The 12,568-nt window shown below is 41.7% G+C and carries 13 protein-coding genes; all 13 read right to left on the bottom strand.

From position 1 onward, the window contains the following. Position 1 precedes the first annotated feature (1 nt). Positions 2 to 529: an NAD(P)H-dependent oxidoreductase subunit E gene (locus tag RT138_RS04915; RefSeq protein WP_313189809.1), complete on the bottom strand. Its 528-nt coding sequence runs from the start codon at positions 527 to 529 to the stop codon at positions 2 to 4. Next, the gene (locus tag RT138_RS04920; protein WP_175486330.1) at positions 522 to 1,757 is read right to left on the bottom strand and encodes an NADH-quinone oxidoreductase subunit D; all 1,236 of its coding nucleotides are present in this window, start codon (positions 1,755 to 1,757) and stop codon (positions 522 to 524) included. The genes RT138_RS04915 and RT138_RS04920 overlap by 8 nt, the downstream gene beginning before the upstream one ends. Before the next feature lie 11 nt (positions 1,758 to 1,768). Continuing rightward, positions 1,769 to 2,272: an NADH-quinone oxidoreductase subunit C gene (locus RT138_RS04925; RefSeq protein WP_093099580.1), complete on the bottom strand. Its 504-nt coding sequence runs from the start codon at positions 2,270 to 2,272 to the stop codon at positions 1,769 to 1,771. Further along, positions 2,265 to 2,819: an NADH-quinone oxidoreductase subunit B gene (locus RT138_RS04930; protein ID WP_093099582.1), complete on the bottom strand. Its 555-nt coding sequence runs from the start codon at positions 2,817 to 2,819 to the stop codon at positions 2,265 to 2,267. The genes RT138_RS04925 and RT138_RS04930 overlap by 8 nt, the downstream gene beginning before the upstream one ends. A gap of 42 nt (positions 2,820 to 2,861) precedes the next feature. Beyond that, complete coding sequence (locus RT138_RS04935; protein ID WP_093099584.1) at positions 2,862 to 3,242, bottom strand: NADH-quinone oxidoreductase subunit A; 381 nt, start codon at positions 3,240 to 3,242, stop codon at positions 2,862 to 2,864. A gap of 477 nt (positions 3,243 to 3,719) precedes the next feature. Next, a complete protein-coding gene (locus RT138_RS04940) occupies positions 3,720 to 4,715 on the bottom strand; it encodes an ABC transporter permease (RefSeq protein ID WP_093099586.1) in 996 nt (331 codons plus the stop codon). 2 nt (positions 4,716 to 4,717) lie between these two features. After that, positions 4,718 to 5,674 (bottom strand): ABC transporter ATP-binding protein, encoded by a 957-nt coding sequence (locus RT138_RS04945; RefSeq protein WP_313189810.1) that lies wholly within the window; start codon positions 5,672 to 5,674, stop codon positions 4,718 to 4,720. Between the two features lie 62 nt (positions 5,675 to 5,736). Beyond that, entirely contained in the window at positions 5,737 to 6,594 is an 858-nt protein-coding gene (locus RT138_RS04950) for an NEW3 domain-containing protein (protein ID WP_313189811.1), read from the bottom strand. Positions 6,595 to 6,919: 325 nt separating this feature from the next. Next, positions 6,920 to 7,123 (bottom strand): DUF6965 family protein, encoded by a 204-nt coding sequence (locus RT138_RS18865; RefSeq protein ID WP_373865672.1) that lies wholly within the window; start codon positions 7,121 to 7,123, stop codon positions 6,920 to 6,922. A gap of 969 nt (positions 7,124 to 8,092) precedes the next feature. Beyond that, complete coding sequence (locus RT138_RS04955; RefSeq protein WP_313189812.1) at positions 8,093 to 9,841, bottom strand: tetratricopeptide repeat protein; 1,749 nt, start codon at positions 9,839 to 9,841, stop codon at positions 8,093 to 8,095. Between the two features lie 27 nt (positions 9,842 to 9,868). Then, positions 9,869 to 10,825 (bottom strand): substrate-binding domain-containing protein, encoded by a 957-nt coding sequence (locus RT138_RS04960; protein WP_313189813.1) that lies wholly within the window; start codon positions 10,823 to 10,825, stop codon positions 9,869 to 9,871. 278 nt (positions 10,826 to 11,103) lie between these two features. Beyond that, entirely contained in the window at positions 11,104 to 11,985 is an 882-nt protein-coding gene (locus RT138_RS04965) for a TonB family protein (RefSeq protein WP_313189814.1), read from the bottom strand. A 23-nt stretch (positions 11,986 to 12,008) separates the two neighbouring features. Continuing rightward, entirely contained in the window at positions 12,009 to 12,566 is a 558-nt protein-coding gene (locus RT138_RS04970) for an ExbD/TolR family protein (RefSeq protein ID WP_185213226.1), read from the bottom strand. Positions 12,567 to 12,568 lie beyond the last annotated feature (2 nt).

A 12,568-nucleotide genomic window follows, 5' to 3' on the forward strand; every position in this document is an offset into this window, starting at 1 on the left:
ACTAAGCCTCGCTTTTTGATTTATTCTTTAAATCGCCGATCAATTGATCGACACTCTCTGCTGTCAGGTTCTCATAGAAGGTATAGCTCGGACCGATCTGAAGGACCGGGCCAAATCCACATGCCGCCAAACACTCCACGCCCCGCCAAGAGAACATCCCATCGGCAGTCACTTCTCCTTCTTTTACGCCTAATTTCTCTTCAATATGAGCCATGATCTTCTCTGCACCAACCAGGCAACATGGCCCCGTTCGGCAAACCTCCAGGACATATTTACCTTGCGGCTGTAGGAAATACATGGTATAGAATGTCGCCACCTCGAACACTTCAATAGGTTGGATGCTTAAGAAGGCCGCCACTTTCTCCATGGCATCCACGCTTAACCATCCATATTCCTCCTGTACGAGGTGAAGGATAGGCAATAATGCTGATTTTTGCTTACCTTCTGGATAACGACTTACCACTTCGGAGAATTTCCCCAAAAGCTCTGCCGAAAACTCGACAATCATATTTTCTTTAACACTAAGCATCTAATTCACCAGCTATTACGTTTAAACTACTCATATTGATAATCGCATCTGAAATCAACATTCCGCTACTCATCGGAGCAAACATCTGATAATTGATGAATGATGGTCTTCTAAAATGTAAACGGTACGGAGTTCTTCCGCCGTCATGAACCATATAGAAACCTAATTCACCATTTGCTCCCTCTACGGAATGATAAACCTCAGCCTTTGGAGCATCCCATTCCCCCATCACGATCTTAAAGTGATAGATCAAGGCCTCCATGCTTGTATATACTTGCTCTTTTGGTGGCAGGTAAAAATCAGGAACATCCGCATGGAAAATACCTTTCGGCTCTTTGTCTATTTTCTCCAAGGCCTGCTCGATGATTCGAAGGGATTGCCACATCTCCTCATTCCTGACCATAAATCGGTCGTAAACATCGCCGTTTGTCCCTACTGGAATATCAAAATCAAACTCCTCGTATGAACAGTACGGTGAATGCGCTCTCACATCATAATCCACGCCTGTTGCACGTAAGATAGGACCTGACCAGCTATAACTTAAAGCTTCCTCTGGGGTAACCGCGGCTACGTTGGAGGTACGCTCGATAAAAATCCTGTTTCTGTCAAACAACTCTTGGAATTCCCTCAAAACTGGCGGGAATCTCTTTAAGAATTCTCTGATCTTTTCAAATGCCACGTCGTTGAAATCACGCTCAAAACCGCCGATACGCCCAATATTGGTCGTCAAACGGGCTCCGCAGATCTCTTCATAGATTTCATAGATGAACTCACGTTCCTGCATCACATACAGGAATCCTGAAAAGGCACCAGTATCCACCCCCAAAATACCGTTACATATGATGTGGTCAGCAATCCTTGCCAATTCCATCACTATCACGCGCATATATTGAACGCGTTTTGGTATCTCTATATCCAAAAGCTTCTCAACGGTCATATGCCAACCCATATTATTGATTGGTGATGAACAGTAGTTCAAGCGGTCTGTTAAAGGGGTAATCTGATAAAAAGGTCTATGCTCTGCAATTTTTTCGAATGCACGGTGAATATATCCAATGGTGGAAACCCCACTGACGATACGCTCACCATCGATCTGCACGACATTCTGAAAAACACCATGCGTTGCAGGGTGGGTAGGACCAATATTTAGGGTCACCAAATCGTCTTGAGGATCATTATCATCAAAGACTGGTGCATTATGTGATATTCTTGAAATCGATTTACTCATGACATCCTCTCTTAACGTCCAAAATAAAAATCCTTTTTGTCTACACGGTTTGGATCTTCCAGCGGGTATTCTTTGCGCATCGGGAAAACTCCCAGATCATCCATATTAAGAATTCTCCTTAAATCCGGATGTCCTTCAAAATTGACCCCAAAGAAATCATAAGTTTCACGCTCCATCCAATTCGCACCGTTCCAAAGAACGGTGGCACTTGGAATACTTGGATTTTCCTTTTCAAGGAAAACCTTGATCCGAATGCGGACATTATGAACTAAACTATGGACATGGTACACAACAGCGAAAGGCTTTTCACGTTCCGGATAGTGGACCGCAGTAATATCAGTCAAATAAATAAACTGCATCGCCTCATCATCCTTGATGCTGGTCAACAGCTTTATGATATTTTCCTTATCGGTTTCGACTGTTAGCAGTCCTTTAGGTTCTGTTATATGGTTTACTGATTCCCCGAATTCTGCATTCAGTTTATCAATAACCATTTGATTAGTCAACTTATCCATTATCTGTTGCGATTCCGTACTTTTCTAATAAAGCCTTATATTCAGGCGTATTTCTTCGGTTCAAAGACTCGTTCTTTACAATATCTTGAAGTCTTAGTACTCCATCTAAGATTGCCTCAGGACGCGGAGGACAGCCAGGAACATAAACATCCACCGGAATGATCTCATCAATCCCCTGCAACACGGAATAGGTATCGAAAATACCTCCACTAGAAGCACATGCACCAACAGCAATCACCCAACGGGGCTCTGCCATCTGAACATAAACCTGCTTCAATACCGGAGCCATCTTCTTTGCAATGGTCCCCATCACTAGCAACATATCAGCCTGTCTTGGTGAAAAGCTCGGACGCTCGGCACCAAACCTCGCTAAATCATAGGTAGATCCCATCGTTGCCATAAACTCAATTCCACAGCAGGATGTCGCAAATGGCAATGGCCATAAGGAATTGGCTCTCGCCAAACCTATGGCTTTATCCAAAGTCGTTGCAAAAAATCCTGCTCCCTCTACACCAGGAGGCGCATCTGATAAGGTTATATTACTCATCTCTCTGTTTATTAAAGTGATCTTCAAGGAATAGGCCCAAGGCTAGTCCCAATCCAATGCCTTTTTCTTAATGACATAAATAAACCCTAAAAGCAATAGTCCCATGAAAACAAACATCTCTATCAACCCCTGAACGCCAAATTCACGGAAGTTAACTGCCCATGGATACATAAAGATCACCTCGATATCAAAGATGACGAACAAGATTGCTACCAGGAAATATTTGATGGAAAACGGCTGCCTTGCATTCCCGACAACCTCAACTCCAGATTCAAAAGCACTAAGCTTATTCTCTGTGCGCACTTTAGGACCAATTAAATGGGTACCGATGATTGTCGTAACACCGAAGCCAACGGCCACAGCCAATTGGATTAATATAGGAATATAATCTATAGGTGCACTTTGCCCTGCTAATCCTTCCATATCTTTAGTTTATCGCTATTAGTAGTCTAGCAAAAATAACAATTTATGTCAATAAAAAAAGTGAGGGACAGCCGTATAGCTCTGCTTTTTGTTATTTTGAAACATTATAAATAGTCCCAATGGACAATACCTGACGCTTGAACCAGCACCGTTCAGATTCCGCTAGATTTTCCACATCGGTAAGCGAGCACAATTTGGTGTGCCGCTCGCCATTCCGCAGGACAAAGACCTTGCTTATCCTAAGAAAGTGGTCTGGACACCTAGTTATTGGACCTACAGCCAAATTTCCCAAAAGCCTACGGTTATCTTGATCTACTACAGTCCGCCCTAATGAAGCTCCTGGATAGAACCTAATGCTATCGCCAGAAGATAGATTGCGCGCTAAAAGCTCATCCCCCTACATTGGAGCTGCAGCTATGCAGATTTGGGTACCGTGGGAGCCTTGCCATGGGACAGTAAGGAAACGACCTCTTTCGGTTAATTTCTTATTTCCCTTCTCATAAAAAGATAGTAGGATATGGCAAAGAGGGCCAAAGTTCCCGCTATTAATCCAGTTAATTGGGACCAAACTATCAATAAACTATCAATTATGGGCAATGGTGCTGGGATCGCTGCCTCCATCTGCTCAATGTTCAGCGGACCTAAACTCCTTACGGTTGGCATCAGGATGGAAGTACTCCCGTCTATGAACAATTGGCTTGGACTGACTCTCAATATATTCAGCACCAATTCCTGCCTTGAGAACTGCTCTTCTACTGACATGAAAGGTTTCAAAGGCAGCAGCTGCTGGACAATGAGTGATGTCAGCATGGGAAAAAATATGGTCAGGAACAACCATAAACTCAATGATGTGAGGGCCGCAGACGAGGGCTGTCTAAAAACTATGGACATCAATAACGAAAAGGCCAACCAGAACCCTAGGTAAACAATCAACAAAAAGATGAAGGCGAATATCCGAATAATTTCTACAAGCTGAACGCTTAATCCAGTCCAAATCATTCCGGTTCCAACGACCAATCCCGTTACACAAAGAAATAATACACTCAGGACAAATATGGGTGCAAAAAATTTGGCCAATAGAATATTGTCTCTGTAGATTGGCTGGGTAACAATTCGTGTCATCGTCCCGCTTAGAAATTCTGAATTCACTCTGTCAAACCCTAGGCTTATCCCAAGTAGGGGAGCGACGAAACTTATGAGTACATAATACGAAGGGGTTGAACCCGACGAGGTAAATATTTTGAGAAATGGAAAATCCGATTCTAAGAGATCATTGTTCTGGATCCAGGCCGGCACCTGTTCCACGACGTGGGTTATGGAACTCGTTAATATTAACAGAACTAACAAAATTAATATTCGGAACCTCCAACTTCTAACCATGTCGGCAATTTCTTTCCGTGCCAGAATCCAAAAAGGACTACTAAAATGACTTACACCAATTTGCGCTGTGCGTAAGGTACTATCGATATTCATCTTTATAAAAATTTAGGGTTTTCAAGGAAATATTGTTGGTAAATCTGTTCAAGGGTCAGGTTGTCCCTTTGTACCGACGTAATATCGTATCCTTTTGTGACAAGGATCTTTACGATGGAGGCAGTACATTCCTCAGAGGTAGTGATCTCGGCATGGTTTTCCGAAATTAAATCAATCCTCATGACGGGAAGCTCCCTTAAAAGCGTTTTCAAAACAGAAGGCCCCAGGGTCGAAACCTGGGTCTGAATACTGGTAAAAAAACCATCTTTTTTATTCAATGAATGGCCCAGATCGGCAATATTGCCACTCGCTATCAATTTTCCTTGAACAAATATCCCCACCCTGTCACAGACCTGCTGGACATGGTGCAAATTGTGGGAAGACAACAATACAGTAATGTTCCTTCTCCTGCTAAGGTCTTGTATAAGTGCCATGAATTCCTTAATGCCGCGGGGGTCTAAGCCCAACGTAGGTTCGTCGAGGACAATAATTTTAGGATCTTTGATTAGCACTTCTGCCAGGCCCAAACGCTGCTTCATTCCCCGAGAGAACGTACCCACCAACTTTTGCATATCCTGTTCCAGCCCTACCTGCTGGAGTAAAAGATGCGATCTTTCTTCTATTTCTTTTTCAGGAATTTGATTTAACCGGCCTATAAGCCTTAAATTGTCCAAAGGTGACATTCCTTCGTAGAACCCCACGCTGTCAGGTAAGTACCCAACCAATTTCTTAACCTCTATCGGGTTCCTGTTTGATTGCATGCCATCTACGAACGCCATACCAGAAGTTGGTTCGGTAAGTCCCATCATCATTAAGATAGTGGTTGTTTTTCCAGCACCGTTCGGACCTAGCAAACCGTAGATTTCTCCTTCATATATTTGAAGGTTCAAGTTGTCTACGGCTTTTTTATTACCATAATTTTTGCAAAGATTTTCAAATTCAATGATCGGTTCTTTCATTTCATGGAAGTTTACCCACAATAAGATAATGGATTATATAATTAGGACCTGATGGAAATTTGCTAGCGCCTGCCGAATTTCCTTATCAAAAAGAAAATGGAGGCTATCGAAATCAATATTATGGCAATCCCCCAAAGCCCCGTCCAAACAGAGGTCCTAACTTGGACCCTAATGGTACTTTCTGCAGATACATTGGCGTTCTTTGCAGAAACCTTAAGGACATAGTCACCTGCAATGCTCTTTTCAGGGACCTCAATAAGAGCCCTTACAGTAATGGACTTGCCAGGTGCCAATTCCTTGACTTGCGCATCCTCGAAGGTCACCGTCCAGCTTTTAGGTGGGAGACCGCTCAATTCAATTTCATTTAAAGGCAATGAGCCGGAATTTTTGAGTTCAAACAGTAGCTCCTTTTTCCTCCCAGCAACTAATTCCTCATTCAACTTGCCGGTAGGGGTGGAGAGATCTAGATTGAATGAACCTTTTACAACAGCCTCAAGCGGAAGTTTAAGGGTATCCATTTCGGAAATTGCGAGTATTTGAAAGGACGTTTTCCCCGGAGGGGCCAATAGAGAGGGATTTACCTCAATGTTTATGTCATAGCTTTTGCCAGCCGTCATCTCTAGGGAGCGCACGGGGGTTCCCTCGACCATGAAGTTAGCTAGCCACCCCGCGGGCAATTCGGTCTGGAGCATGTAAATCTTAGTTGTCTTGGATAAGTTTTCTAAGGTTGCATGGTACCTAAATGTTTCGTTCCGAGCTGCCTCGACATTCATCAAGCGACTCCGAAATGGAGCCTGCGTGGAACTGGTCTGGATGTGGCTGTTTTGGCTAAGCACATAACCCGACTGGATTACCATGCAGATTAAAAGGATAAAAAAAGGCTTGGCCTGAAATCTGGAAAATTTGGTTTCTCGTAACATAATCTATTAAACTATTTTAAATTGATAGCTTTGGAAAAAATGTCAAATGAAATGGAAAATCCCGTTTTTATAAAGTTTTGGCTAATCTAAAAATCAAATCCTTTAAATTCAAGTGTGAAGTGGTTTTTTTTACATTTTTTAAGATTTGAGGTAACACTGGCCGAGCAATTATTAGGGTATGGAGTCCCTATCTAGCAAGCCAAAACTCCATTTCGTCAAGTATAACGGTAATAGATTGTTCTAAATCACTCATTTCCACATGATCAATGGGCTCAATAGCTAAAAAATACAAGCAGTCTTAAGCCAGGTAACCTGGTTCTGGCAATCAGCGTCCTGAAACAGCTTTATGGAAGAGAATCAACCGATCGTAGCTTGGGCACGAATCAAGATCCTTTTTCCAATTGGCACAGTCCCTGAACTGTTTTTGAAGGAACCGCTCTGCATTGCACACCACAATGTGTGGCGCGATCCGTATGTTGTTTTCATATTGCCTGTTGAGCAATTCATTTTTTAGTTCATTAATCGTCACATGCCAAAAATAAATAAAAATGAAAGAAGCTCCATGCAGTTCAAGATTGATTTTTTAGCCTCCATGAACTTAGTCCAGGAATGAGAGATAGACCTGATTATCTAATCCTAGAACCATCATTTCATAATTTTGGTCTAATTGGGAGAATCACTCCACTTTATCTCGCCACTGGCTTGTTAGTATTTAGAAAAGCTGTATTGTCAAAAATCCCACAAGCGGATATGAGACCAGTTGTGATATACTAAAAAAGGCTGTGCCTGCCGGCCCGATAGATTTAGGGCAAGACTGGTCACTATACAGCAGGTAAACAACCCTAACCTTTACCAAATGAGCCTTTATTCTCCTGCAGAACTCACGGGACTGGTAATTATTTTGGCAAATACAGGAAAAATCTGGACAATTTGCCATTTTGCATAAACGCTAACTTATCAGGAAAGGTGAAGTAGAAAAAGGTTGATTGGCCTGGCAAGGGTATGCAAACCGCGCTTAAAAAGAAATTGATGATCTTGAACGAATGTGCATCCCATACAGGGGAATTTAGGTAATTGAAAAAAATCTGGCAGGTTCAAACTAAGGATCATTGGACCGGGCAAATCACATCTTAGGAAATACACAGTAGAAGATTGGGCAAGCGGACCAAGATGAAAAGGTCACAAAGTGGTCAAGTGCCCAGCTTTCCTCAATAATCATTTTAAATTAGGTTAGTCCCGGTATCAAATCCCCTTATCGCATAATCAAGGCACTTAATATAAAAGAGTTGAGGACTTCATGGAACAATATACGGATTTCAACCAAAACGGCGTAGGGAGATCAACGCTTGATGACCGTTAACGTATTTGGATTTGGATTTAGTTCCGATTTCATCGCCTGGCCATTCAAATCCAACCACGGTCAATCCTCTTAAATTTCTAAATAATATAGGAGGCCGCAAAAAGCGGCCTCCATTATATAATTCTTGTTTTAACACCCTTAAAGTGCACCCATCATCTGGGTTGCGAAGGCATCATCTGGTTTCAACTTCAATGTTTCCCCAAAATGCTGTTTAGCTTTGGCTGTGTCGCCTTTTAAGTATGCGAAGTAACCGATATAGTTATTGGCATCTGCAGCGTAAGTTTTGTTCGATTCATCTTCAGCTTTGCCGGATGCAGTGATAGCAGATAGCAATTGAGTGAATGAATCTACGAATAAACCTTTAGCGTTTTCTGGATCGTACATTACGTTATCCAAAGCTAATTCAGTTAATCCTTTGTAGTATAACGCAGGGATTTTGTATTTGTCAACAACTTCTTTTTTAGTTGATGCAGCTACTGTACCCAACGATTTTACTGCAGCCTCTAAATGTGGCCTAGCCTCGTTCATCTTAGCAGTAACTTCTTCAGGAGTCAATTCAGTACCTTCAGGAACGGTTACCAATTTAGAACCGATACCGTACTCAATTTGTCCTAAGTAGAAATTTGAATCGAAGAAGTAATCAGAACTATCATTGCTAGCTGGGATCGCGAAGATCTTAGATGCAATTTCGTTCTCACCGTTTTTGAAGTATTCAAAAGCAGTTTCTGAGATTTCTTCATCATAGTTCTCATCTTCTGTTTGTTTAGTTTCAGCTACTTTCAATAATTCAGCACCTTTTGCAGCATCACCTGCTACTAAGTTTGCCAAACCAGCGTATAAGTAGTCACGACCGATCAAACGTGCAGTATCAACTTTGCTGAATAAAGTAGTCATGTACTCCAATGATTTTGGATAGTCCTTATCTTGCAAGAAGGAGATATATCCTAAGTAACGGTATACTTTGGCATCAACACCTTCTACGGTTGATAATTCTTGAGCTACTGTTTTCAATTCATCGTAGTTACCAGAATAAACCAAGAAGTCAGCGTAACGTACTTTAGCGTCTGTTGAGGCATCACCTGTCAATGACAAGTATTTTTTATAGTTTTCAACTGCTTTTTGGTTGATTTCACGGTATTGCTCTTCTGGTGCTTTGATAGATGACAAATAATAAGTCTCTGCCAACTCACGGTAGATTGGACCATATTCAGGGTTTTCACCTGCCAATGTAGTCAATTGCTCTAATACTACGTCATAAGCTTGCGCTCTTCTTGAAATGATTGCTTGACCAATTTTTGGAGCCAAAAGGTTTCCATCGATTGCCAAAGCGTCACGGTAAGCTACGAATGCAGGGCTACTTTCACGTAAACCAGCGTAAGCATCACCTAATGCTGTAGGAATTAATGCATCCTTAGCATTCATTTCTTTCGCTTTAGTCAAGTATTCAACCGCTTTCTTGTAATCTGGTTTTGGCGCATCAATGTACGCTCTACCGATAAAGTAAGGGATTTCATACTCTTTTTTGCCTATACCTTGCGAAGCTTCTGAGAATTTCGTTTCAGCCGCACTCACATTTCCTTTTTCAAGGTCTACGATACCTAAACCTACAGTATTCAATTTTTCCTTAGGAGCGTTTGTCACACCTTCTTGGAAAACGATCTGTGCCGAATCGACCTTATCGTTGATCAAGTGGATTTGTCCTAGGTAAAAATAGTTTTCACCATCTTTTGCCTTTTTCTGAACTAAATTTTGCAACATAGCTTTAGCTTTGTCATATTGTTCAGCTTGAATTGCAGCCTTTGCATCTTTGATACTTTGAGCTTGTGTTGTTCCTGTAGCAACAGCTCCCGCAACTAAAAGGCTTAAAAATAATTTGCTGTTTGTCATAATCTGTTATTTACTCTTTGTTATAAACTAATTTATGTTGTCTTCTCGAATGATGATTTCCCGACCTGGCATCGTGACCGGCAAGAGTCCATATTTCAGAACAATCCGCTGCCCACGGTCTCCTGTCAAGAAAGCAGAAAATCCAATTCCCAATCCCAAATTTGGTTGATAGTTCAACACGTGAAACTCTGTCTTCAACGCATATTCATCGGTAGCAAACGTGGTCTGAGAAGGCTTGAAAAAACCAAGGTTTTTCCCGTCTTTCAAACTTTGAAGGCTTAAGATACGAATTTTATTTTCTTCTCCAAATTGTGAAACGCAATCTAAATATTGACCATAGGACATTACACCGATGCTATTTGCATCCGTTAATACCTCTTCTACAACCTCCTTGGAGGTCTTCATACCTTTTACAGATTGCCCTGAGACTTTATCCAACTTTGCAATTTCTTTTACGCGTCGAAGAGTACTTGAATTCACATTGTCAAAAACCAAACGTTTTCCCGTATTGGATTCACCCTTCAATAAAGATGTTAACGTCGGAATATCGATTGAAGTATCTCTAGCGCTCAAATTATTGAAAAAAACCACCCCATCATAGAAGGCCGGAAAAGTCCTCGGGCTAATTTTTCGACTGCTGAAACCCGCATTTTCTTCCTTGTTCAATAACCTGCTCAAAATCGCAATATCTGCCTCGCCTTTGATCAAGGCATTGATCGCTTCGCGTTCTGGCAATGGAATCAGTTTGATGTTCGCATTGACATAGGATGTCTTGAAAACCTCTACCTGTTCCAGCATGATTGGAAGGACTGCTTCATCAACAATGACCGAAAGTTCACCTGTCAATATATCATCTCTCGACGTGCCAGCGCCTGCTGTCGTGCTGTCGGCATTTTCCTGTCCTTTATTTCTATTTTGTGAACAGGAAATCGCTGTAGCCACGATCAGGAGCATCGCCAGTACATACCATAATCTACCCTTCATATTATCTTAGAATGATTTAATGCCTCAAGGATTAATTAATTCCTGAAATTATTTTGCCAAAGTCTGGCAAAACGCATAAATGAATAGACGATTAGGAGTATCCCGAAGATCTTTTTATAGGTTGGATCGATCTCAATTGGAAATCCGCTCCAAAAGATGATCAATAATCCCAACACAAAATAAAAGAGGAACATGAATAGTCCTAAAATGGACAGAAATCGCTGTGTGGGCGATTTCTGTCTAAAATTATTTCTTGTTGAATGATTCGACATATCGAATTACATTTGCGACAAGTCTAAGCGAATTGGCAATGAATAACGAACTGGAACCGGACGACCGTTTTGGATAGCTGGTTGCCATTTCTTTGATTTCTTCAATGCAGTGATCGCTGCTTGACCTGTACCGTAAGAAACGTCTTTTACCACTTTGATATCTGTCAAAGCACCTGTTTTGTCAATCACGAAGGACAACTCAACTGTACCTTTCACACCTGCATCAATTGCAGCTTGTGGATATTGAAGTGTGCTCGACACGAACTGGCGGAATGCGTTGATACCTCCTGGGTAAGATGCTGGAACCTCAACTGCCTCAAAGTCATAAACTTTGTTGGCATCGCCGTCCTCAACTCCTTTTGTACTACCCGTGATAGCACCTTCCACTTTCTTCGGACCGAACTCTCCAGTAGGAACACCTGATGCACCTGGGGTACCTTTCAGGGTAATACGTGCTGGAGTAGCGTTTTTCTCTTTGATCTCTTCTTGAGAAACAACCTCTTCTTTTACTTGTCTCGCATCAACAACCTTAGGCTCTGGGAAACGGATTAGGTCTTCCGCCGGTGGTTCCTCAGCGATACGTTGAGGTGGCTCTTCCTCTTGAGGTAGTGGTTCTTCCTCTTCAGGTGGTTCAGGGATCTCTAAATCCTCTAAAGTAACTGGAGTAACTTCTACTACTTCCTCAACAGGTTTCTCAGGAAAAAGCTTTATATCGAAGGCTTTGATAGCCGTGAAAGCAAGGACTACTGCCGAAACTGAGAATAAAGCGATGTTGGTAGCTTTTGGTGCGTATTTACGCAATGCATATGCTCCGTATTCTTTATTTCTATTCTCGAAAACGACATCTAGCCATTCTTTCTTAAATAAATCTAATTTTGAACCGATCATTTTTTTCCTTTTTGTCTGATGAATTATTCGTTATAGATTCCGTTTGTTTTCAAAACCTCAACTTCTTCAGGTTTGATTTTCGAAATCATGAAACGTTTAACATCAGTGATTTTCATTTCATCTAGTATATCAACGAGGTTACGTTGTACTGATCTGTCACTTGGACGGATTACGACGATTAGGTCTTTTCCTCCTGACACTTGCGGAACCTGAGCTTTCTTCTCAAGGACGATCTTTCTGATTCCTTCTTTGCTATAGTCTACTACAGCGGGTGCCGAGATTGGGTTTGCTAATTGTCCATAATACCAAGCGATCTTGTTATCTGATCCTAGCAATAAGGTGATCGAACGGTTATCTGCGATTTCAATCTCAGGGTTCAACTCATTCTTGTCCTTATTCTTATCAGGCATGTTAACATCCATGGCTTGTGGCTTGTTCAAGGAAGTTGTTAGCATGAAGAAAGTAATCAGAAGGAATGCTAGATCCACCATCGCGGTTAAATCTACACGACCTCCATTTTTCTTCGACCTAACTTTGCCGCCTTTTTTGCCGCCGCCGGAGTCTTGATTTAATTCTGCCATTT

Source organism: Sphingobacterium sp. (assembly GCF_032065005.1).
Lineage (GTDB): Bacteria > Bacteroidota > Bacteroidia > Sphingobacteriales > Sphingobacteriaceae > Sphingobacterium.